Below are 23,629 nucleotides of genomic sequence, written 5' to 3'. Positions count from 1 at the left end.
AAACTCAAGTTTCCACGCATCGACGCCGATATACGTTTCATATCCACGAAAGACAGGGACGCCATGGACGCCGTCACAGCCTCATTCGATCTTCGCCTCTACCCGCCGATGGCGGTTATCAAGGCGGTGCACCGTTTCTCGGCAACCCATTCGGGCAACATCGACCGCACCGCCGAAACAGCCACGGTGACGCTGACGCCGCGAACGGACACTGCTCCGGACGTCCTAGCCGCGCTCCATGACGCGGTCATTGATGAAGCGCTGCGGGAATCCGTACATGATCGCACTCGCGCCATGCACGAAAGCCTCGTTGCCGCCGCGTTCGCCCCTGTCAGCGGACCATGAAGTTCCGGGAGCCCAGCGCGTTCGAGGGGGGCGAGGGTTATGCCCTGCTGCCCTTTCGCTTTCGCCGCCTGCCGTTTGATCGCAGTCGCGTCCTCGTGAGCAATCTCGCTGGTGACTGGATGACGTGCGACCACAGTGAGCTGGAGCAACTGATCCGGGGCACCCTCGATCCCTCGCATCCAATCGTTGCCGACGCACTTGGCCGGTTCCTTGTCATCGGCAATGCTGACCGGAGCAGCCTCGCTCCCCTCATCAGCCAGATGCGGACGAGGAAAGGCTATCTCGCCAGTGGTCCAAGGCTGCACATCTTCGTCGTTTCCCTCCGCTGCCATCACACGTGCACGTATTGCCAGGTGTCGCGTCGTCCCGTCGGAGACAGTTCGTTTGACATGGGTGGCCGTGCGGGCGCCATGGCCGTCGAGCGCCTGTTTGAGTGGCCATCGAAAGACCTGACCATCGAGTTCCAGGGCGGGGAACCGCTGCTGAATTTCGACCGTGTCCGCGCGCTCACGACCGCCATCGTTGAACGCAACAAGACGGAAGGCCGCCGCCTGCGCTTTGTCATCGCCTCGACCCTGCATGATTTGACCGCGGACCAACTGGCCTTCATGAAAGAACACGACTTCGCTTTGTCGACGTCGCTCGACGGGCCCGACTGGTTGCACAACGCCAACCGGCCACGTCCGGAGAAGGATTCACACCGGCGAACTGTCGAAGGCATCGACCGCGGCCGCCGGATACTCGGGGACGACGCCGTCTCGGCGTTGACCACCCTGACCCGGAAAAGCCTGGACCATCCGGTCGCCATCATCGACGAGTACAAAAAGCACGGCTTCCATCTCATTTCCTTGCGTCCGCTGAGCCCGTATGGGTTTGCCATCAAGACAAAAGATCGCAGTGGGTACCCGATGGCGGACTTCGTGCGCTTTTACCGGACGGCACTCGACCATCTGTTGACCGTCAACCAGGGCGGCTTTGCGATGGTCGAGACCTACGGGCAGCTGCTCTTGTCCCAGTTGATGACGCCGTTCTCGCACGGGTACGTGGATTTGCGGTCCCCAACCGGGGCCGGCCTTGGCGCCGTGGTGTACGATTTTGACGGACGGGTCTATCCCTCCGATGAAGCCCGGATGCTGGCAGCCATGGGGGACGCGTCCTTTGCCCTCGGCACCGTCAACGATACCGTGGAGACATGGATGGCCTCTCCGGCCATGGCCCGCATCATGCGGGCGGGTGTCGCTGAAACGCTCCCAACCTGTTCCGATTGTGCTTACGTGCCCCTTTGCGGCGCAGACCCCGTCGACCATTACGCGCGGCAACAAGACACCATCGGGCACCGACCGACGAGTCCGTTCTGCACCCGACAGATGGGCCTGTTCGATTTGTTTGTCGAGCAACTGGAGACGGGCAGCGATGCCATGAAAGACATGCTTGAAGGCTGGGGCCTTTCGCGCCCGGCCGTTCTGGAAGACGCGGCATGAGTGCGCGCCTCGATGGCCGTAGCGAGATGGCCGGCTGGACAGCGGGACTGTACAAGGTCGCAGGGCTTGCCCAATTTGCTTCCGGGGTCATTCCACCGGAACGGCTTGTTCTGGACGCACGCGACCCGGCTGTGCACCCTCACCTCCGGAGTCTGTCGACATTGCCCTTCGCCGGTGTGCTGACAGACGCGCCGATGAAAGACGCGCATCTGCCCTGGATTGCCACGCGGCATCTCGATGTGGCACTTGCCGAAGGTGACGTCATCGAGGTGGCGCCCACGACCGCCAGGGTTGCGCGCCGCTACCAGCGTGGCGCACGCGGCAACATCCTCTTTGCCACAGAGCGCTGCAATTCCTTTTGCCTGATGTGTTCCCAGCCACCGCGCGAAGTAGCCGACCATTGGCGTCCGAAGGCCATGAAGGATCTCGTCGACCTCGTCGACCGGGATGCGCCCTTGCTGACCATCACCGGGGGTGAGCCGACCTTGCTTGGTGACGGCCTCGTCGATGTTATAAGCCACGCATCACGCGTTCTTCCGGGTACCGACATTCACGTGTTGTCCAACGGACGCACGTTTTCAGAAGAAGGTTTCGCCGGCCGCTTCGCAGGTCTTCATCCCCGCCTGAGCTGGGGCGTGCCGCTATACGGCGACCACTTCGGCTTACACGACTACATCGTGCAGCGCGCGGGCGCATTTGCCGAGACCGTGCGCGGACTCTATGCCCTGCGGTCGGCCGGGCAAGCCATCGAAATCAGGGTCGTTCTGGTCATGCCGGTGGTCGAGCGCATCGAAGCCATTGCGCACTATCTCTACCGTGCTTTCCCCTTTGCGTCCCACATCGCCCTGATGGGCCTGGAACCCACGGGCTTTGCCAAGGCCCACCATGAGCTGCTGTGGGTCGACCCCGTCGACTTCGGACCAGCGCTGTCGCGAGCAACCCTGTTTCTCGCACGCAGGGGGATGGCTGTGTCGCTGTACAACCTGCCGCTCTGTGTGTTGCCCGAAGACCTGCGTCCCTTTGCGGCCCAAAGCATTTCGGACTGGAAACAGACCTTTCATCCCGCCTGCAACGGCTGCGCGCTGCGCGCCCGGTGCGGCGGTTTCTTTGCCTGGTCTACCGGTGCATGGACCAGTCGCGCCATCGGACCCATCAACGGAACTGAACCATGCAAAAGTCATTGACCGCCGCAGGTGCCCTGCTTTCTGTCGTTCAGGGGGTCCATGCCGATGACACGGCAACCACGACAGCCCGGTATACGGACCTCGCCGTCCATGACAGCGGCTTTGCCGTCTCCATGAGTGCCCCTTTGAACGTCAACGTGCGCAACATGTACGCCAGCCACAGCTCACACTCGTCGCATGCCTCTCATGCTTCGCACAGCTCCGGCAGCGGCGGGTCCTACACTTCGCCGGCCTATACGCCGTCGTACACGCCGGCTTACTCAGCTCCGGTTCCGGCCCCTGCTCCCGCGCCGGCTCCTGCGACTGTTTACTCACCGGCAACGACTGCGACGTCCACGACGCGTGCAACAGGCGACCAGCTCAAGACCATGATCATGCGGGTCCAGGCGGCGCTGTTTGCGCGGGGTTACAACCCAGGCGCCATCGACGGCATCTTCAACGAGAAGACCAAAGAAGCCCTTGGCACATTCCAGGTCGCCCACGGCCTGCCGCGCACCCGCACGATGACGACAGAAACGCTCAACGCGCTTGGCGTGTTTCTCGGCCGCTGACCCACCACAAGGAAGAACCATGCCCTGGACTGTATCGTACGCACCTCCTTCCGAACCCGCCCTCCTCGACCGCTACCTGCTGGTCTGTGGACGGACGATGTGTCTGGCCGCGAGCGTCGAAAGCAAACTCGACCACTGCATCCGCGTGCTCCGCATCAGGGCGGCGGTCGACTCAGGCGCCACAGGACAGGCCCTGGACACCATCGCCCGGTCACCGAAGATGCTGAAGTCAGTGATGATTGGCGAAGCGCTGGAGGAACTCAAAACACGTGGCGTTGTCAATGCCGAACAGCTCGCTGTGCTGGACGCAGGCCGGGTGTCGCGCAACCACGTGGCGCACGTCGCGACCGCGCTCAACGCGGTGTATGCGTTGCCCCGAGTGGCGCTCGAAAACAAGCTGGCTAACCTGCGACCGCATGTGCTCAACCTTGCCATGGCAGACAACCTGGTCTCTGCCTGGGTCTACGCCATCGAGTCATCGGACAATCCCCCTGCAGTCCTGTCCGAAGACTATGTCGCGCTCGCCGAGGCGTGGGTGCTGGGCTGAGCAACCAGCCTGCGAGAGCAGGGCTCGTTCCTCACGGCGCGGGTCTCCTCACCTTGCCTGTAAGCATTGGCAAACCGGCGAAGACCAGCCACCACACGGGCCGTGCCTTCGGGTTAACGGCATTCGTTTTCAAACCACCCAACACCATCAGCACGGCGGACACGCAATGGGCCTGAATGTTCCGAAGAGACAGCACATCCTCCCGGCGGCGAGCATCAAGCGGTTTTACGACGAAGCGAAGAAGTCTGTCGACCTCTACAGCTTCAAGGCAGGAAAGCGTTTCCGGCGCGCTGCAACGAAAGACGAGTTTATTGTCACGCGCGCCTGGGATTCCAACCTAGAAATCGGCATGCGCCCGGTAGAGGCTGAATTCCAAGGCCTTGCCGACACGCTCGCTGGCGAGTGCGTTTTGACGGAAGCGCAAAATGAGACGGCTTCAAGGTTTCACGCGTTGCTTCGTGCCAGAAGCATGGCCCATGACAAAGTCGACCAGACATCCTTGTTCGACCAAGCCTCCGTGAATTACTCGCAGGAAAGCGAGGAACACCGGGAGCAAGCAGAGATGGGTGGCATCTTCTTGTTCGCAGGTCCAAACGACATGGATAGGCTTGTACGCGGCATGGTCGTCCGACAGGCATTCGGCAGCGTGCCGCCCATCAAGTGGAAGACGACGGTCGCTGTCCACCGCGAGTTCGTCGTCACCGACAACTATCGCCATCTCGTCGTTATTCCGATAAGCCCAGTGCTGTGCCTAGTCCCGGTCGGCGAGACAGCAATGCCAAGCCGTCGCCGGACCCGCGAGTTCAATGAACGGCTGGCAGCACAAAGCGAGCGCTGGTATCTCGCGAGAGACCTGAGCGCAACGGGCATCGCCGAACACGGTGGCTAACTTGCGTGCTGTACAAGCAGCCCCTGACACACGGGGATGCCGGCCATGCCGAAGCAGTCCGCTCATCGAGCGACAAAGCCAAGCTCTTCGAGCCGGATTGCCATGGCCACCAAAGACACCCCGAACAACGACGCCATCGACTCGAAGTTTCGCGTGTTGTACGCCTCGACGCTCGCAAGGTAGCGAGACAGCGCGCGCAGGGTCGAAAACCGCTCGTTGGCCGCGTCGTGGTTGCGCTTGATAAGCGCAAAAGCTGTGGCTTCATCGAGGACAAAGGGAGCCCGGCCGAAACGCGCCTCGAAGCGCTCACTCTCGCAGGACCGCCCCCAGTCCAGGTGGATAATAAACGCCGTCTCAGAAGCCCTTCTGAATCTGTACCCAGGCACGCGTGTCGTGCGATTCACCTGCGAGTTCGGGACGTACCCCAATCGGATGCGACACATCGGCGCTCAGCGACCACTGGTCGTCGCCCTGCCAGCGGACACCAAGACCGACGTCCTGCATGTGCGCACTGTTCGTGCCAGGTGCGAAGCGGTCCTTGTAAAGGCTCACCCGACCGGCATCGGCGAAGGCGAGCGCTGTCCAGCTGCCCGGCATACCGATGTGCAGCGTGCGGCGGATCTCGAGGTTGAGCATCTGGCCCTGTGAGCCGGCCAGCACGCCGGTGTCGTACCCACGCACGTTGTTGGCGCCGCCCAGGTAAAACTGCTCGGCCGTGTCGAGGTTCTTGTTCGCCCACTGGCCCTGGAATCCGAGGTAGACCGCGTTGTTTTCGGAGAGCTGCTGCAAACGGGCCACCGAGAGCGTGTATTTCAGGTAGTGCCCTTTCGTCTGCGCACTGATTGCATCTACAAACTCGGCAAAGGCGTCGTCGAAGCCAAGCAGACCGTAGGTGGCTGCGACATTGAAGTTGGTCACACCGTGCGCGTCGCGCTGGTCGCCGGCCAGGGTAGCGGTCCAGCCGTAGGTATGGCGCAGTGTTCGTACGCCGACGATGTCAATCGAATCGTTGAGGTGGCGGCGGTCGTAACCGAGCTGGCCATAGAGATTGCCATCGGTTGAACGGATGAATGGCTGGCTGACAAACAGGCTCGCAACCTGTGCCGTGCCGTGGGCGTCGAGCACACGCAGGTCGCCCTTGAGCTTGTAATCGAGTGCCGAGACGGCGGCGCCGACCACCGTGCCTTGCCCGTTGAGCAAGTAGCGATAGCCAAGCCGCCCGTAGTTCATGTTCGAACCCGCCGAAAGGGCCGTGGCGTCGAGCACGTCACCCTGGTGCAGCAGGCCATTCACGTTGAACGTGCCGGTCAGACGCGCGCGACCGGTGTACTGGTTGCCGTAGTCGTCGAGTGCGACCTGACCTGTGTAGCGCGGACGGTCGTCGGTGCGGACGGCAAGGTCTGACGTACCCGGCTCGTCGCCAGGCCGAAGCGCGGAGGTCTCCATCACGCCCGGGATATCACCCAGCAGCAGCAGGCTGCGGTCAAAGCCATGCGAGCTTATCGGTGCACCGCTCGTGAGCGGGTCAAGGGTGGCCTTGAGCGGGCCGTCGTGCGTTGCGCTGTGGTTTTCGAGCACCACTTTGCCGAGGCGCGCTTCCTGGACCGCAATCCGCACCGTGCCACCGCTCAGCGTCTGGGCGGGCACGTAGGCCAGCGTGAGCGGATAACCCTTGGCGCGGTACTCGGCCGTAATACGGTCGGCCAGTGCGTTGAGTTGCCGCAGCGTCATGTCCTTGCCCTCACCGGAGGCGACCAGCGCATGCAGCTGGTCGGCAGGAACCAGCGTCGCGCCGGTGACCTCAATGGTGGTCACGTGGAACGGTGCGCTGTCGCCCTGGTCGACAGGCGTCGGCGCCGCGAGCTTGAGCCCTGTGTCATCGGCCTTTTGCGCCTGCGGCACCACCGGCACCTGGCGCAGCAGGTCACCGCTTTGCGGCGGGCGCACCTGGGCTGCCGCAGTGGAAGTCAGTGCAAGGAGAATGCAAGCGCCAAGAAGGTTCGCGGCGCGCGTTGGAAGTTTTGCCATGGTCATCAGGTAGCCGATACGAAAGAGTGAGCGGAGTCGTGCGGGGCGTTGCGACGCGTCACTGCATCGCGTCCGCCGGGAGCCGCACGCCACCATCGACAACCTGCAGCGAGAGCCCGGAGACGAAGTCACCGCGCTGCACGTTTTTCTCCACAGGCTGGCGGGTCTTCTTGTGGTTGCCGGTGTAATCGCCGACTGTGATGTTCGAAGCGACACCGTACGGCGTGGCCAGGGACTCGGGCCGAAGCACGGCGTCAATCTGGGTCAGCGCACTCGCCGAGGCGCCCTGCGAAGTGTTCTGGTTGATGCTGGCCGAGGTCTCCGCCGTCGTGTTGAAGGCGTAGTTTCCGGCGTCCGCCCCGGTGGCATAGATCCCGTCGACGGACACCGGCTTGCCGCGACCGGTGGACGGGTCGGCAAACAGCGCGCTTGTCGCTCCAAAACTGACCACGTCACCATTGAGAATTCCGCTGCTCGACAGGGTCACCTTGTCGACCGTGTTGCCGTCGAAGAACTTGTCCGTCCCCTGCGCGTCAACAACCACCGGGCGACGGGTGATGCTTGCCGTCGTGGCCGGATTGTAGGTGAGCGTGTAGTTGCCGGCGTCATCACCAGAGAGGGTCCCGCCAACGTTTACCGTCTTGCCGTTGGCCGCATTCTTGTCCGTGAAACTGCCGTTGGTCGCGAGATTGACCTGGTCACCACCGAGCACGCCGCTCAGCACACCGTGCGTGGTGGCACCTGTGTTGCCGTCGTAAACCTTGTCGTCGGCGGAAATACCGGCGTTGATGCTGAGCGGCGTCACCGTGGCGACATGCGTGCCACCGACCAGCGTGTAGTTGGCGGCAAGACCGGCGCCGTCGTCATTGAGCGCCAAAGACCCGAGACCCGCCAGAGGCCGGTCGGTCGCGACGTTCTTGCTTCCGAGAACGCCGTGCCCGCTGAGGATCAGGCTCTCACCGGCGACACCCGCAATGACGCCGGCACTGCCGAACATGCCCGCCGAACCGACCGTGCTGCCGTCATAAACGCGGGTGCCGTCGAGGTTCAACACGACCTTGTAGACATCGGCCACAGCGGTGGCATTGGTCGTGAGCGTGTAGTTGCCGGCGTCGGTCCCGGTGAGAAGACCGGCAACACCCACCGTCTTGCCGTTGCCGGCGTTTTTGTCGACAAAGCTGCCACTTGTGTCGATGCCCAGGTTGTCACCCGCAAGCACGCCGGTCAGGGTGCCACTGGTCTGTGCTGCGGTGGTCCCGTCGTAGGTCTTGCTGCCCGCGATGATGTTGCCCGCGATGCCCAGGGGCGTGATGTTGCCGGTCGTCAGCGCAGTCTGGTTGAACGCGTAGTTGCCTGCGTCTGCGCCAGAGGCGGTGATGCCATTGACCGTGATGGTCTTGCCGTTGGCAACGTTCTTGTCGCTGTAGTTGGCGGCACTGCCGGCAAAGACAATCTGGTCGTTGCCCACCACTCCGGTTGAACCCAGGCCGGCTGCGGCGAGTGTGTTGCCGTCATACACCTTGTTCGAACCGGTGGCGTCAACCACGATCTGCTTTGGCGTGATGGTCAGGTCGTGCATGCCGCCAACCAGGGTGTAGTTGCTGCTGAGCGCAGCGCCATTGCCCGTGAGGCCCAGAGTTCCGGTGGAGGACAAGGCCTTGTTGGCCCCGGCGTTCTTGTCGCCGACCGCGCCCTGCCCATTCAGGTCCAGCGTGTCGCCGTTGATACCGGCAACGACGCCATGATTGCCAAAGTCTCCGCCGGCTGCAGCCGTTGAGCCGTCGTATCCACGCTCACCGTGCAGATTGATGATGTAAGGCGTGATGTTGGCGAGCGTCGTGGCGACCGTGTTGTAGACATAGTTGCCCGCGTCAGTGCCGGCGGCCGTGATGCCGCTGACCGTAACGGTCTTGCCGTTGGCCGCATTTGCGTCGGAAAACTGCGACGAGGCGCTGGTGAAAGCCACGTCATCACCACCGAAGAGACCAGCCTGCGACAAGGTGGTCGTCGCCGTCGCATTGGCGTCATACATCTTGTCACTGGCCGTCGCGCCCACAACGATGGTCGCCGGCGTGATGTTTGCGGTCGTCGTGGTGTTGCTGGTGACGACATAGTTGCCAGCATCAGTCCCACCGACAACACCGGAGACGTCAACCGTCTTGCCGTTGCCGACATTCTTGTCGTGGAAGCTGCCGGAGGTCGAGCTGTACCCGACAACATCGCCGCTGAGCACACCCGACAGGCTGCCGTGGGTCACTGCACCCGTAGTGCGGTCGTAGACCCGGTCGTCGGCGACGATGCTGCCGCTGATGGCGAGCGGGGTGATGTCGCCGGTGGTCTGGGCGGACGTATTGAAGGTGTAGTTGCCGGCGTCCGCGCCACTGGCCGTGATGCCGGTGACCGAGATGGCCTTGCCGTTGGCGACATTCTTGTCAGCAAAGAGGGCACCACCCAGGGCAAAGTTCACCGCGTCGGCCGAAATCAGGCCGCTCGCCGCCAGGGTCGCGGTGGCGGCGGTCGTCGCGTCATAGACCTTGTTGCCGCCGGTCGCGTTGACCGTTACCGCCAGCGGGGTGATCGTAAAGCTGTCGGTGCCGCCCTGCAGCGCGTAGTTGCCCGCACTCGAACCACCCGTGCCATTGAGGACAAGCGTGTCGAGGTCGAAATCACCCGTGCCGTCGCTCGCCCGATGGTAGCTGGCCACGTTCTTCGATGCGCTCTTGCCCGCACCGGACAGCACCAGCGTTTCGCCGTGGACGCCCGAAACAACCCCGTTCGTGCCAAAGAGTCCTGCACCGGCCGTTGCCGTGCCGTCGTAGACGCGCGTACCACTGAGGTTGATGATGAACGGCGTGATGTTCGCCGTCGTGGTCGCGTCGGTGTTCGCCAGCGTGTAGTTGCCTGCATCGGCGCCGCTGGCGGTGATTCCGCCCACGCGAACGACGATGCCGGTACCCACGTCCTTGGAGTCAAACAGGTTGCTCGTGTCGTTGAACGTCACCTGGTCGCCGCCCGCCAGATCCTGGCTTGACAGGGTCGCGCCCGATGCATTGGTGCCGTCGTAGACCTTGCTGACACCGTTTGCGTCGACATGCATGAGCTTGGCGGTGATGTCAGCGACGAGATTGGCCGGCTGCACGAGCGTGTAGTTGCCCGCATCAGTCCCCGCAATGCCCATCGCCGTGGTCACCGACTTGTTCGTGCCGACATTCTTGTCGCTGAAGGTGCCGACATCGGCATTGGTCAGGCCAACCGTGTCAGAGCCCAGTACGCCGTCGAGCGTGGCGTTGTGCAAGGCGGCGATGGTGTTTGCGTCATACACCTTGCTGTCGGCCGTGGTGTTGATGACATTGAGGATCGCCGGGGTAATGGTGTAGGTATCGGTGCCACCACTGAGCGTGTAGTTGCCCGCGATGCCGCCTGCGTCATTGGCGAGCGCCAGCGACCCTAACGCAAAGTTGCCGCCGGTATAGCTGCCGACATTCTTGCTTGACGTGTTGCCGGTGCCTGAGAGGCCAAGGCTCTCACCCGACACGAGGTTCCCGAGGGTCAGACCCGCGCTGAAAATCGAAGTCGACGTGTCGTAGACCCGGGTGCCACTCAGGTTGAGGATACGCGGCGTGATGTTCGCCAGTGCGGTTGCAGTCGTCGTCGACAGCACATAGTTGCCCGCATCCGCGCCACCCTTGGTGATGTTGCTCACGGTGACGGTCCGGCCGTTGGCGACGTCCTTCCCGTCGAACTGCGGTGTGGTCGACTTGCCGAAGGTGACGGTGTCGCCTGCCAGGACACCAGACGACAATACCGTCGCCGTCGCGTTCGTGGTCCCGTCGTACTGGCGGCTGTCCGCTGTGGCAATCGGCGTAATCGTCAGTGGCGTGATGGTTGCCGTCAGGCTCGTGGGCTGGACGAGAATATAGTTGCCCGCGTCGCCACCACCCACTGTCATCGAGGTGCTGACAGCCTTGTCGACGCCCGCGTTTTTGTTGGCGAAGGTGCCGGTGGCAAAATTTGCCAGCGTCACATCGTCCGAGCCCAGCCGCCCCACAAGCGTGGAGCCCGAAAGCTGCGCGGTGGTGGAACGGTCATAGGGCTTGTCGGCAGCGACCGTGCCCGCGACAGTAAGGGTGGCCGGGGTGATGGTCACCCAATCGATGCCGCCGGCAAGCGTGTAATTGGCAGCGGTGCCGCTGTTGTCGCCCAGAGCCAATGTGCCAAAGTTGGCAAAGCTCCGCTGGTTGCCCACGTTCTTGGTCGAAAGAACGCCACTTCCCGTCAGCGCCAGGCGCTCGCCGTTGACGCCGGCAATGGTGCCGCTACTGGTAAACAGGCCAGCATCGGCGCTGGTGGTCGCATCGTAAACGCGCTGGCCCATCAAATTGATGATGAACGGGGTGATTGTACCGAGTGCACCCGTCGCGCCGGTGGGAAGGTCATAGTTGGCGAGGTTCGTTCCCGACATCGCCACAAAGTCCGACACCGACAGCGTCGAAGTCAGGCCGCGGTTGCTGCCGGCGTTGACATTGTTGTACTTCGCGGTCGACGACTGTGGGATGGTGGCACCCTGCCCGCTCACGAAGCCCGACAGTGCGTAGTCGCCTGCGGTCAGCGTCACCGAGTTCGAACCGTCATACGGCTTGGTGGGATCCCCCGTGATGGAAGCTGTGACGGCGCGCTTTGAGATGTTCGCGGTCAGCCCGCTGACCTGGTTGACGCGGTAGTTGCCCGCAGCACTGCCCGCCAGGCCAAAACCAGAGGTTGTGACATCGAGGTTGTTGGCGGCGTTGGCCGACCTCACGCTGCCCGCAGCACCCGACGCATCGAGGGTCACGTTGCCGTTGTCGGCGCTGAAAATGCCGCCAAGCGACGCGGTGCCGGTATTGAGTGCGATGCCCGTGTTGCCATCGTAAATCTTGTCGATGGCCGACACGCCGTTGATGCTCAGCGTGAACGGACTGATGGTGGCGGTCAGGCCGGTCAGCGGCATGAGCGTGTAGTTGCCCGCCTCGCTGCCCGAGATGGAGAAACCGTTCGCCGTAACGGCCTTGCCCACGCCTGCGTTGGCGTCCGCAAAGAGACCGGTCGTGCCGGCCGTGAGGGCCACTTTCCCGGCGTCGTTCGAGTCGGCGCCAACGAGCCCCACCAGGGAAGCGCCTCCACTGTTGAGCGCCGCCAGGGTCGTTGCGTTGTAATCACGACTCTGGGCAGACACGCCAATGATGTACAGCGGCGCAGCGGTGATGGTCCCCGGGCCGGTCGCGACTGTCGGCAAGATGTAGTTCGACAGCAAGGTCTGGCTGTTTGGCAGGTAAGACGACACCGCCATGTTCGCCGTTATCGTCTTGTTGCTGCCGACATTCTTGGTGTCAAAGGAAATCGAGGAACTTGGAACGATATCCGCGCCTTCGCCGGCCACAAAGCCAAGGACCTGGTAGTTCTGGGGCGTGAGCGTCACATACTGCGTGCCGTCGTAGACCTTGGACGGGTTGCCGACGATGGATGCGGTCAGCAGCGCCTGCTGAATTTCGCCGGTGCCATACGCCATCGATGGCAGGGTGTAGTTGCCGAGGTTGGTGCCGGCATTGGCATCGAAATTGGCGCTGGTCAGCGCTGCCGACACGGCCTGCTTGCCAACGTTCTTGGAAGCGAAGATGCCGACGGTCTGGTTGACCGAAGCGCCCTCCCCTGACGCAAAGCCCGAAAGGACGAAGTTCGCCGGCGTGAGCGTCGCGACGGTGGTGCCGTTATAAACGCGCGTCGGGCCGTTGATGCCCGCCGTGATGAAGCCGGCCAGGGGCGCTGGCGTGATGGTGCCAAAGCCGGTCATCACGGTTGGCAGGACATAGTTCGACAGCACGGTGGCATTGAGCGCGGTAAAGTCCGCGATGCTCAGGTTTGCCGTGACGTTCCGCTGGCCGACATTGGCGGTGTCGTAGGTGCCATGGGTCTGGGTGACCGTGGCGCCCTCCCCGCTGAGGAATCCGGAGAGCTGGAAGTTGTCGCTCGTCAGCGCCGCGTTCGTATTGCCGTCGTAAACCTTGGTGGGATTGCCCACCAGTGACCAGGTCAGGATGGCCTGGGCAATCGTGCCATTGCCCGTGATGGAGATCGGGAAGCTGTAGTTGGAAAGCTCGGCACCGTTAGCCAGACTGAAGTCCGACGGTTCGAGCAGTGCGGTCACCAGCCGGGTACCCGCGTCCTTGCTGGCGTACGTGGCGCCAGCACTCTGCACCACGTTGCCCGTCTCGCCACCCTGAAAGCCGGTGATGGTCACGTCGCCCGCGCCGATGTTGGCCGTCGTGGTTCCGTTGTACGTGCGGGTGGGGTTGCCGGTGATGGATATCAGCAAGGGCGCGGGTGTGATGTTGGCAAACAGGCCGGTGGGCTGGGACAGCGTGTAGTTGCCCGTACCGGTGCCTGCCAGCGTAAAGCCCGACGCAGTAACCCCGATGCCGTTGCCCACGTTCTTTGTGGCAAACGTTCCGTTCGCGCCCGCCGTGACCAGGGAGATGTTGGCGGTGTCGGTGCTGTTGACCAGGCCATTGAGGGCAAGGTTGGTGTAGGCGAGGGACGCCACACGCGTCGCGTCGTACACCTTGCCGAGTGCCGACACGCCGCTGATGGTCAGCGCTTTGGGCGTAATGGAGCCGGTGATGTCCGACTGCAAGACAAGGTCGTAGTTGCCCGCCTTGCTGCCCACGAGCTGGAAGCCCATGGCGCTGACGGATTTGCCGTTGCCCACGTTGGCATCGGCGAACTGGCCAATGCCGTTGGTGCTGTCGAGCGTGGCGTTGGCTGCATCACCTGCGATGACGCCAAAAATCGAGACACGGCTCTTGTCCAGGCCATCCGTGGTGGTGCCGTCGTAGACCTTGTCGCTGCCGAGGAGGCCCGACAGCTGCACCTTGGCCTTGTTGATGGTGCCGGTGCCCGTCGCCGTCGTCGGCAAGAGGTAGTTGGACAGTTTCGTGCCGTTCGCCGCAGTGAAATTGGACGGCAGGAAACCGACGTTGACGGTGCGCGCACCCGCGTCGGCGGAATCATAGGCCACGCTGTTGGGCTGGCTGAACGTGATGCTCTCGCCCGCCACGAGCCCCGATGTCAGGTAATTTGCACTGGTCAGTGTGGCGGTGGTCGTTCCGTTGTAGGTCTTCGTCGGGTTGTTGATGACCGAGACGCTGAGCTGGCGTGGGTCGATGACACCGATGTTCGCCGAAGCGCCACCGCCGGTGATGGTATAGCCGTAAACGGGTACGAGGCCGCTCGCGTCGGTGAAGGTGTAACCCGCGCTGCTGCCTGCTGCCGTCACCTGAATGCCGGATGCGGCGTCCTTGCTGCCATAGGTGCCCGTCGCCGTGGCGATGCGGTCGCCGTTTGCCAGCGTCGCATTGACGTTGGTCCCGTCAAGACTGGCCGTCGCCGTGCCGTCGTAGGCCTTTCCAACCGTGCCGCTGAGGCCCGTGATTGCCGCGTTCGCGGTCTGCTTGTACAGGAAGCCACTGCCCGCACCGAGCGGTGTCGCGCCTGCCGCAGCGTTGTATTGAATGAATTGCGGCGCCAGGCCGCCGGTCACGTCGGCCGAGCGATTGGCCGAATACACCAGCCACTTGCTTGAGGCCGAGCTGAGCGCATTGCTGCCCGCATTGTTGATGAACGCATTGGCGGCCGTCAGGGTCACGCCCGCCCCGCCTGCGATGGTGCCGCCTGCAGCAAGGGTGATGTTGCCATTGCTGCCTGCAGTCCCCTGGGCTGTCAGCACAACACGCCCAGCGCCGGAAATCGGCGCGTTGACGTTGATCGCCCGATACGCCGTCAGCGTCAGCGTGCTGTTGGGGTTAGTCCAGTTGATGGCTGCGTTGACGTTGATATCGCCGACGCCATTGGCGTTTTGCACGCCCGCGCCCGAAGCGCTGCCGGCAGAGGTCGATTCAGTGACGTTGGTGCCGTTGTTGAGCGAATTCGAAATTGAGGTCGCTGCGGTCGAGTCGATGGTCAGGTCGTACGGGTCGACGAGCCAGGTTCCCGCGTTGCCATGGGTCGCACTGGCGTTGATGGCCGCGCTTCCGATGTGCGCGAACGCGCCCGACGTTTCAATCGTGCCGCCGTTGCCGCCATTGGGCGCGCTCGCGTCGAGCGTGCCTTCGACGGTCACATGGCCGGCGGTCATGCCGGCGAGCAAGACAATGTCGCCGTTGTGGTTTTCGACTGTCTGGGCGCGAACGACGCCTGTGTTGTTGACCGTGCTGGCCAGCAACGAGTCGGCTGCGCCTGCGGTCATGAGAACCCGGCCACCGTCAGCCTGAACCAGCTGGCGGTTCTCCACCAGGTTGTCGAGCGTGCTGCGGTCAACCTGCAGATGGAGCAGCTGGCTGCCTCCGAAGGTGAGCGTTATGGCACTGCCGCCGCCCATCGCCACTGTGCCCAACTGGGCGCTGATGGTGCCCTGGTTCGATACCGTGTTGCCGAGCAAGGCCACGTACCCACCATTGGCCGCGCGTATTGAGCCCTTGTTGACGATGCTGCCCTTGCCGTCACCGCTGAAGGTGCGCGAGGTCGAATCAAGCGAGCTGTCCGGCGTATCGAGCGTCGAGGCGACGAGACCGCCAACGTTGACCTGCGAACCCGCTCCGAAGAGCACACCGTTTGGATTGACGAGCCAGACCTGGCCGTTGGCATTGAGATGCCCGTAGATCTCCGAGGCGCTGTTGCCAAGGATGCGGTTGACCGCAATGGCGTCGCGGCCCGGCTGGACGAAATTGACCGTCTCGTTCGCGCCGATGTCGAAGGTTTGCCAGTTGAGCGACAGGTGCTGGCTCGCCTGGTTGATGGTCGTCGTGGCGCCGTGCTGGTTGATAGCACCGATGCCGGACACGATCTGCCCCCCTGTCTGGCCCGCGCGCGCAGCGCCTGCACTGCCGAGCGCCAGGGCAACCGCCATCGCAATGGACGCGGCGCGTGGCGCGCCTGCGGTCGCGGTGACCGTGGCCCCCGGGCGGCGGCTGCGGGCAAGTTCGCTGGCCGCGACCCACTGGGAGGTAGCGGCGTTCCAGCACAGGCGATAGATACGATTCATTGTTGCGGGGCCCTGATTTGATGCAGTCGGTTGCGCGCAGCACGAGAAAGTCGCAACACGAGCCTGGCCGCCGCAGAGCGTCGTCAGGGCAGCGTCGCGCTCGCGTGCAAGTGGCCGCGTTGGCTGTCGCAAAAATGCGAACGGCGTCGCAGCAGCGGGCCGATTTTAGGAAGCGCGGCGCGGCGTCGTAAGGCTGCAGGATGGGAACTTATGTCACGCCCGGCGTGACAAGTTCCGTCCATTCAAAAGACCGACGATGGGCATTCGTCGGGAACTGGGCATGCCGGGGCTTATGCGGGGTGGACACCCTTTGCGGGAGGGGAAGCGGGGCGTCCACGTCCGGGCGGCGCCGGATGCGCATTGCCATCGGCGCCGTCGGTCAGTCGCGCGACGTGAGCCATCACCTCCGCCGCGTCGGAGGGTTTGAGCAGTATCTCAGCGGTTGAGGCGCGGAGCGCGGGGACGGGGCCAGGCGGGACGGCCGTGAACACCAACAGAGGAACGCCAGGGAAGAATCTGGCCAATCGTGCAATCACCGCGCCCTCTTCTTCGCCTTGCCACCGGTGCTCAGCAATGATGAGGGCCGGCCGCAGGGCCGCGACACCGGCCAGGTCGCCCACCGGATCCACAGGCACGGACTGGAAACCATAGCCGTCGAGCAAATCACACAACACTGCGCGCCTTGCCTCATCCGGCTCGGACACGATGACCCGTCTGCCGTCTCCCTCCAGAGCAACGGATTCCTGGCCAATGGCCAAGTCCGGCTCCACGTCGTGCTCGTCGGCCACGGGAACGTCAATCCCGAACGAAAACCGGCTTCCCCGCCCCCCGGAACCGTTTGCCGATTCCAGGCGGGAACCCATGCGGGCCAGCAGTTGCGCAACGATAGCCAGGCCCAGTCCGCTCCCGGGTGCATCACTGGTGTTGGTGCCCCGCACGAACGGCTCCAAGAGAGCCTCGGCACCAGAGTCCCCCAGACCGATGCCCGTGTCTTCGATGGTAAAGCTCAGGCGCGCGACACGGCCGGCATCCGTGGCCTGCGCCTCGACTGTGAAAACCATCTCCCCGTTTCGGGTGTACTTGGCAGCATTGCCCAGCAGGTTTGAAAGCACCTGGCGCAAGCGCCGGAAATCGAGCTCAACCACAGCCGGGAGGTCCATACCGATGGAGACGTCAAGCCGGTTGCCGTTGGCCTGGGCAAGGAGTGCGCCCTCGTCCGCCACTTCGTAAAGGAAGCGGTACAGGTAGCCGGGCGCGGGCTCCAGCAGCACATCCGTCAGTTCACCCCGCGAGAACTCCACGACCTCGTCGATGAGTTCCATCAGCATTCGTGCGTGACGCTCAATCTTCCGGGGGTGCTCGATGCCCGGCCCGGTTTGGCGCCACTGGCGCGCCACATTCACGATGGCCGACAGTGGCGAGCGGAGGTCATGCCCGATGTGGGCGAGCAGACGGCGCCGTGCCTGCAACAGTGCGCGCAGTTCCTTCGTGCGCTCGACGACAATCCCTTCAAGCCGCCGGGCATGCACGATGAGCAAGTGGGTCCGCCAGCGCCACGCTCCCACGGCCACGCCCACCACGGCCAGGGCGAAGACGATGAATGCAGCCGGCGTCATCCACCAGGGGGCCTCGATGGTGACCTCGAACGAGGCAACGGCCGACGTGACCCGCCGGTTTTCGTCCACGACCTGGACTTCAAAACGGTAGTGACCCCAAGGGAGGGACGCATAGCGAGCCTCTCGCTGGCTTGTGTCGACCCAGTCGCTGTCGAGCGGCTTGAGGCGATAGCGAAAGTGCACGGGATGGCCTGCGCTGTTGCCCGAGACGCCGAACGCCACATTCAACGGCGTCCCCCGTTCGTAGGGCAGAGCGTTTGATGCCACAGCGCGGTCCCCGTAGCGAGCCGGAAGGAGCTGAGGGGACATGCTCCGAGGCGCGAGCAGGTCAGCGGGCTTGAGCACGTGGGTCAGCCCGACGGGCGTTCCGATCCAGACCGACCCGTCCGCATCCGCGAAAAAGGCGCCATGGTTGGTTTCGTCCCACAACAGTCCGTCCCTGCTCGACAGGCGCGTCCATAGCCCATTCGCCAGGACGTCTACCCCCTTGCCCCCGCCGGCCCAGACACGGCCCTGATTGTCGGCGCGCAGAAAGTAAAAACGCGTCGCAGCCAAAAGCGGGTCGTTGACAGGCGCCATGGCGAGGGCGTCGCTGTCACCGGCGCGCCCCGTGAGGAGGCCCGGTTGCAATGAACTGAGCCAGAGCCGGCCGTCCGGGGTTGTGGCGACGTTCTCATAGCCTCCGGGTGATTCGTCCGGAAGGACACGAACGCGCGCCCATCCGCGCTCGTTGTTGCGATACAGGCCAGAGTTGCAGGCGAGCCAAAGTCGCCCGGCGCTGTCTTCTGCCATGTCCGAACACATCGTGGCGGGAATCAGGTCCGGAGCCACTCGCGTGGCCGCCCCCGATGTGGCGTCGAGTTCATAAAGCCCGCCCATCGTGTACACCCAGAACCGCCCGTTTTTGTCCCTGTGCGCGCCACGGATGAGGTACGGCACCTGGGCGACCTGGGCAGTGCGGTCATGCTTTGGGTCGTACCGGACGACCCGCCCATCGAAGAGGAAGTACCAGATGGACCCGGCGGTGTCCGTCAGCACCGCGTGCGCCTGGACGGGTGGCGGCAGGCTGATGGGCCACCGGTGGGCGCGCCCTTCGGACGGAACAACGATTTCCCCGCCGCTTTCGCCCGCCACCCATATCGAGTCGGGCCCGGCCCGGGCAATGGACCAAATGAGGCTGTCGCTCAGCCCCTGATTGGCGGTCCAGTTTTCCACGGCGCCTGCATTGCTCCAGTAAAGGACCCCCCGGCCATAGGTTCCCGCCCACAGCGCCCCGTCATGGTCTGCAACCAACGCTGAAATCCCCACGCCCGGCAGCCCGTTTTGCGTGTCCAGAAGATCCCAAACAGTGCCGTCCCAGCGCGCGATGCCGGTGTCTGAACGCGTGACGATGCGCCCCTCCCGGTCCTGCGCCAAATCAATGCTCGTGGCCGCCACCTCACCATGCGCCCCCGGGATGTCGTGCGGGACAAAAGCCGAGCCGCCAGCCGCAAGCGCGATGACAGCTCGCAACCCGCGCGCCCAGACGGTGCCGTCCCGGGCGACCAGGAAACCCACCCATTTGTCTGCAGGGACGCCCTGCGCAACGGCAAACCGGGTGAGGACGCCATCCCTCAGCCGGCATACGGCCTCGTTACAGCCAAACCAGACCTGGTCGCCATGGCGATAGACGGCCGCGACCTGAAACGGCCCTGCTCCGCCTGCGCTCGCTTGCGGCCATGGAACGGCCGTCCACCGACCCGCCGCGTCGCGCTTGACGCGAAACAGATGATGCCCGGTGACCACCAGCATGCCACCCGGCCCGTCCGGCGCCATGGTCTGGCCGCGATCCACGAGCATGGCCCGGTCATCCGGCCGCACCCAGGAAAACTGCCCGCCTCCGTCTTGCGACTGCAGGCCCGCTCTTGTTCCGGCCCACACGTGTCCGTCGTCGTCCTCGGCCAGGCTCACGACTTCCGAGGTCTGAAAGCCGTCCTTTTCCCGCATCGCGTTGAAGCCAATGCCGTCGAAACGATAAAGCCCCTGCTCCGTCCCGGCCCAGACGAAATGATGCCGGTCTTCGAGGAGGCGCACCACAGAGAGGCTCGACAGGCCGGTGTTTTGGTCGTAAATCACCAATGGCAGCTGCACATGCGGCGATGGCGTGCCGGCAGCGGGCTGCATGCCAACACCGAGCAGAAAAAGTGCGCATGTCCACTGGCGCCAGTTCAGCACGGGGCGGCGACCCCTGCCTTCTCACGTGCGCCCGCTGCCTCCTCCTGAGCCGCCTGGCGGAATCGCGTGGGCGTAACCCCCCAGCGTTCGCGAAAGGCGGTCGTGAAATTGCAGGCGCTCCGAAACCCTATCTCCAGTGCGATGTCTTGCATGCTCAACGACGTCTCGGCGAGGAGGCGCCGACTGTGATGAATGCGCTCTTCGCGCAGCCACGCAAACACGGTGGTGCCGAGGTGTTCCCGGAAGATTGCCGAGAGGCGCTTGTCATAAGTCCCCACTTCCCGGGCAGCCTCGTCGAGCGTGAGGGGGTCCGAGAGACGCCGGCGCAGCAGCCGCATGGCGGCTTGCAGCGTCACCTCATCGGCGGAGAGCGAGGTGGCCGATACACTTTGAGCCGATGCGACGGCTGCGCGGGGAGCAAGCCTCAGGTGGATGCGCACCCGTGCCACGAGTTCAGCGGGATGGCAGTCTTTGAGAATGTAATCGACACCCCCGTTTCCAAGCCCCTCGAGGCGCTCCTCAACACTGTTGGCCGAGGTCAGAAATACCGTCGGCGTGTTTTTGAGCTGCGGCACTTCCTGAAGCAGGCGGCTCGCCGCAAACCCGTCCATCTGCGGCATTCGCACGTCGAGCAATATGAGGTCCGGCGCCATCGCTTGCGCCCTGTGGACGCCCTGAATCGCGCTCGTGACGATACTCACCCGCCATCCTTCGGCGCGGAGCGCCACAACAAGTGGCCCTATCTCCTCAGGTCTGTCATCGACAACGAGAATGTGTGGCGGGTTCGACGTATTCAAGCAAAGTCCCCAGAGCGTCGCCAGGGGTCGCACGAAGTCCCCTTCGGCAAAGAGTATAGACGGCTTGGCCCGCGCGCAAAGGTCTGGCGCCCCCCGGCAAAGGCGACAGGCAGGTCATCGTCCTAACGTGCGCGATCCAATGCAAGTTGTCACGGACATGAAACGGACCAGCAACATGGCAGACCTCTTCCTGTTGGTGCAGGTGATTGAGGCCGGAAGTTTTTCGGTGGCCGCAGAGCATTTGCGGACCACACGCTCCCTGCTGAGCCGCCGCATCAAGACGCTGGAACGGCGCCTCGGCGTGCAACTGTTGCACCGGAATGCCCGACGCTTCTCGGTGACCCCGGTCGGTGAGGAGGTCTACCGTCATGCTTCCGCCATGTGCGAGTCTGCCATGGCTGCAGAACACGCGGCGACGGATGTCGAGGCAGGGAGCCGGTCCCTGAGAGTTCATGTGCACACTTTGCTGATGCCCCTGATGTCGAACCTTCTGCCCGCGTTTTCAGTGGACCATCCGCAGATCCGCGTGTGGTTGACCGCAGGCGCTGGCGACGTCGAGCCCCTCATCCGGCAACAGGCAGACGTCGTCCTTGCGGTGAGTGACAGTGTTCCCGACAGCACGGACGTCGTCGCGCGGACACTGCCGCCCATGCCGGTCATTACCGTCGCCTCGCCCGAGATGGTCAAGCGTCTGGGAACACCACCGGACGCAAACCGCATCGCGGACCGGGATGTACTTGCGTATGCGGGCCCAGGCGCGCCAGCAAGCTTGCTGTTTCGGCCGAACAGGCAAAGTGAAGCAAGGCTGGTGACCGGCGATATCACCGTGCTGCTCGCCTCCGTTCGTGCCGGGCTCGGCTTTGCCCGCCTGCCCGAGTGCCTCTGCGAAGACGACATCCGGGCCGGGCGCCTGGCTGCCGTCGACGAAGCCGCAGAGCCTGCCCGCATTCCGGTGCACGCGTTGACGATGTCAGCCCGCGCGGTCAGCGAATCTGCGCTCGCCTTCGTTCGCTTCGCCCAGGAGCGGCTTGGTGTTTCCGGAGAAAAATAGCCGCGCAACGCGATGGCTCCCGGCACAGGTCTTTCTCTGCCCTTATGCTGGACGTGTCCCGATGCCAATTCGAAAAGTCCGTTGGGAGCACTGGAACCTTCGGGTGTGGCCCGGCTGCCCGGCCTCCGCTTGACTGGGTGGACGCCTTTGGCGAGTCGACCGACGAACGCGACGGCTAGGCCGCCATCGTCGCCAGACCCGACCCATCTGCCCCCGGACCACCCAGTGAGCACATCGGACCTTGTCGCCGTGGTTCAAAACGGCTCAAAGCTATCGTTGGTCAGCGGTGCGTTGAAGTCGTCCCGACTGGCCATGAATGCCGCACAAGCATCAGCGTCAATGATCGTCGTTGATGTCACTGCCAGTCGTCCCTGACAGTTCGCTGCGCCGACCTCACAAACCAATCCGGCGCCCTTAAACAGCTCGATTCGCACCGCCTGGAATTCGGCTTCCTCCGCAATCAGCGTGTACTGATACCCGTCCTGGACGACCTGGTGCGCGTGATGGCGTGCGGCAGGCAGCGCGACGCGGGCTGCCTGAGCCCAGGAAACGAGATGCATGACGGTTTGTGCGGCGCGAAGCGCAGAGTCTGATGTCATGGTCCCGACCTCACGATGGGATTCATCCTCGACTTCGGTAACGGTTGCCATCAGCAGCGCCGGGATGCGCAAGCGAAACGAGTCGGCAGACCCAATCGGACGGGATGCGCAGCACCTCATTGTACCTCGCGGCAACAACGGGCCTTGCGCAGACGATGTGTTGGGCACGCCGAGCCAAACAGCAATTGCCAGCGAACGCGCGGATTGGAGAGGCTGCTTCGCTGTTCCCCTAGTCGGATGGCGCGGTGATGAAGCCCGTCGACGTTCCGCGTCACTCAGGCTCCCCCGTATGGTCGGCGTCCATCCAGCCTTTTCGCCGATTCATCGCCCACTCGAGTTCACTCGCGTCGCTGTCAGACAGTCCCCGGCTGTCGAGTGCTTCCCGAAGCGATTCGCGGGCGATTCCCAGAATCTGCGACAGGACAATCATCGTATCGAGCTTGCTGCCACTGACTTCGTCGACCAGACGGAGCAGGTTTGCCCGCCGGGTTTTCTGAATACGCAGCCATTCGGCGCGCGCATCGAGACCTCGCTCGCGTTCGGATCCTCGCGCTCCGCCCCTGCTTCCAGGCATACCGTCAGCGCCCGGTGTGCCCCCCGGAGCGGGAGCAGCGACATCGTGACTGTCCAATCCGGGTTCGGACGGATGCGGGCGACGAGACCGGTCCCCTTCCATGAAACGCCTGAAATCCGGCCAATCGGGCACGCTTCCAATGGGGTGGGAACGGCGAAAAGCCATGGTCCCCAAAAGCGTGGGATGCCATGCGCTCGCGTCCTCGCCCGCAAGCAAATCTTTGCTGACCAGACTCCGACAGACGTCCTGCGGGAGATTGACCGCCGGCTCTCCACGTGCGCACAGCTGGTGCAAAGCCTGCGCCTCATCAGGCGAGAGCGCTTCAAGGGTAATCGGGTGTACAAGCAAGAAGTTCATTGTGCCACCCTCCTCCGGTCGTGCTGGACGCTCTTTCATCAAGGCACTCGCGCGCGACTCGCACGCGCCCTGTTTCAGACACTTCGACTGATATCGCATGACCCACGCGAAAGTCCGCGCGGCACGCGCCGGAAGCCCTGCTTTTCGCCGCAAAGCAGCCTCCGCCCTACCGTACGCGACATTCGGCAAGCAACTTCACCTCGCCAACCCTGGCGCACCGGGCCGCCTCGGCGACAGGACCGTGGTGTCACGGCTTCGGTCACGTTAGCTGGACAGCCAGACAGATGTCTTGCTGGAAATAGACCAAAGATGTGCGGAGTTGT

14 protein-coding genes are annotated in these 23,629 nt (G+C 63.7%); 7 read left to right on the top strand and 7 right to left on the bottom strand.

Features of this window, described 5'->3' with window-relative positions; all coding sequences use genetic code 11:
• The first annotated feature begins 63 nt into the window (after positions 1 to 63).
• The 6 genes from ACVWWJ_RS09050 to ACVWWJ_RS09025 all read left to right on the top strand — a co-directional run bounded on the left by ACVWWJ_RS09050 (position 64) and on the right by ACVWWJ_RS09025 (position 4,997).
• Positions 64 to 345: a hypothetical protein gene (locus tag ACVWWJ_RS09050; RefSeq protein ID WP_456967490.1), complete on the top strand. Its 282-nt coding sequence runs from the start codon at positions 64 to 66 to the stop codon at positions 343 to 345.
• Positions 342 to 1,826 carry a His-Xaa-Ser system radical SAM maturase HxsB gene (gene hxsB, locus ACVWWJ_RS09045; protein WP_456967489.1) on the top strand — a complete coding sequence of 495 codons (1,485 nt, stop codon included), beginning with the start codon at positions 342 to 344 and terminating at the stop codon, positions 1,824 to 1,826. Before ACVWWJ_RS09050 ends, hxsB begins: the two co-directional genes overlap by 4 nt.
• Positions 1,823 to 3,010 carry a His-Xaa-Ser system radical SAM maturase HxsC gene (hxsC, locus tag ACVWWJ_RS09040; protein WP_456967488.1) on the top strand — a complete coding sequence of 396 codons (1,188 nt, stop codon included), beginning with the start codon at positions 1,823 to 1,825 and terminating at the stop codon, positions 3,008 to 3,010. The genes hxsB and hxsC overlap by 4 nt, the downstream gene beginning before the upstream one ends.
• A complete protein-coding gene (gene hxsA, locus ACVWWJ_RS09035) occupies positions 2,995 to 3,561 on the top strand; it encodes a His-Xaa-Ser repeat protein HxsA (RefSeq protein ID WP_456967487.1) in 567 nt (188 codons plus the stop codon). The genes hxsC and hxsA overlap by 16 nt, the downstream gene beginning before the upstream one ends.
• Positions 3,562 to 3,580: 19 nt before the next feature.
• The gene (locus ACVWWJ_RS09030) at positions 3,581 to 4,108 is read left to right on the top strand and encodes a hypothetical protein (RefSeq protein WP_456967486.1); all 528 of its coding nucleotides are present in this window, start codon (positions 3,581 to 3,583) and stop codon (positions 4,106 to 4,108) included.
• Positions 4,109 to 4,274: 166 nt separating this feature from the next.
• A complete protein-coding gene (locus tag ACVWWJ_RS09025) occupies positions 4,275 to 4,997 on the top strand; it encodes a hypothetical protein (protein ID WP_456967485.1) in 723 nt (240 codons plus the stop codon).
• A 62-nt stretch (positions 4,998 to 5,059) separates the two neighbouring features.
• On the opposite strand, the gene ACVWWJ_RS09020 is transcribed toward ACVWWJ_RS09025, so the two are convergent.
• From ACVWWJ_RS09020 to ACVWWJ_RS09000, 5 genes are all read right to left on the bottom strand, one after another.
• Positions 5,060 to 5,401: a hypothetical protein gene (locus tag ACVWWJ_RS09020; RefSeq protein ID WP_456967484.1), complete on the bottom strand. Its 342-nt coding sequence runs from the start codon at positions 5,399 to 5,401 to the stop codon at positions 5,060 to 5,062.
• Positions 5,352 to 7,025 carry a ShlB/FhaC/HecB family hemolysin secretion/activation protein gene (locus tag ACVWWJ_RS09015; RefSeq protein WP_456967483.1) on the bottom strand — a complete coding sequence of 558 codons (1,674 nt, stop codon included), beginning with the start codon at positions 7,023 to 7,025 and terminating at the stop codon, positions 5,352 to 5,354. Before ACVWWJ_RS09015 ends, ACVWWJ_RS09020 begins: the two co-directional genes overlap by 50 nt.
• Before the next feature lie 58 nt (positions 7,026 to 7,083).
• On the bottom strand, positions 7,084 to 16,098 hold the full coding sequence (locus ACVWWJ_RS09010; protein ID WP_456967482.1) for a YDG domain-containing protein: 9,015 nt from the start codon (positions 16,096 to 16,098) through the stop codon (positions 7,084 to 7,086).
• Positions 16,099 to 16,388: 290 nt separating this feature from the next.
• On the bottom strand, positions 16,389 to 19,928 hold the full coding sequence (locus ACVWWJ_RS09005) for a two-component regulator propeller domain-containing protein (protein WP_456967481.1): 3,540 nt from the start codon (positions 19,926 to 19,928) through the stop codon (positions 16,389 to 16,391).
• Entirely contained in the window at positions 19,922 to 20,758 is an 837-nt protein-coding gene (locus tag ACVWWJ_RS09000) for a response regulator transcription factor (protein WP_456967480.1), read from the bottom strand. The genes ACVWWJ_RS09005 and ACVWWJ_RS09000 overlap by 7 nt, the downstream gene beginning before the upstream one ends.
• Before the next feature lie 142 nt (positions 20,759 to 20,900).
• Here ACVWWJ_RS09000 and ACVWWJ_RS08995 point away from each other — a divergent pair, with 142 nt between their 5' ends.
• The gene (locus tag ACVWWJ_RS08995) at positions 20,901 to 21,776 is read left to right on the top strand and encodes a LysR family transcriptional regulator (RefSeq protein WP_456967479.1); all 876 of its coding nucleotides are present in this window, start codon (positions 20,901 to 20,903) and stop codon (positions 21,774 to 21,776) included.
• Positions 21,777 to 22,030: 254 nt separating this feature from the next.
• Here the strand turns inward: ACVWWJ_RS08995 and ACVWWJ_RS08990 are convergent, their stop codons facing one another.
• Positions 22,031 to 22,426, bottom strand: coding sequence for a hypothetical protein (locus tag ACVWWJ_RS08990; RefSeq protein WP_456967478.1), 396 nt, complete (start codon positions 22,424 to 22,426; stop codon positions 22,031 to 22,033).
• 220 nt (positions 22,427 to 22,646) lie between these two features.
• Positions 22,647 to 23,306: a hypothetical protein gene (locus ACVWWJ_RS08985; RefSeq protein ID WP_456967477.1), complete on the bottom strand. Its 660-nt coding sequence runs from the start codon at positions 23,304 to 23,306 to the stop codon at positions 22,647 to 22,649.
• Positions 23,307 to 23,629 lie beyond the last annotated feature (323 nt).

Source organism: Luteibacter sp. HA06 (genome assembly GCF_054061215.1).
The sequence above is the reverse complement of the archived record's forward strand: the minus strand, read 5'-3'. Positions and strand labels throughout refer to the sequence as shown.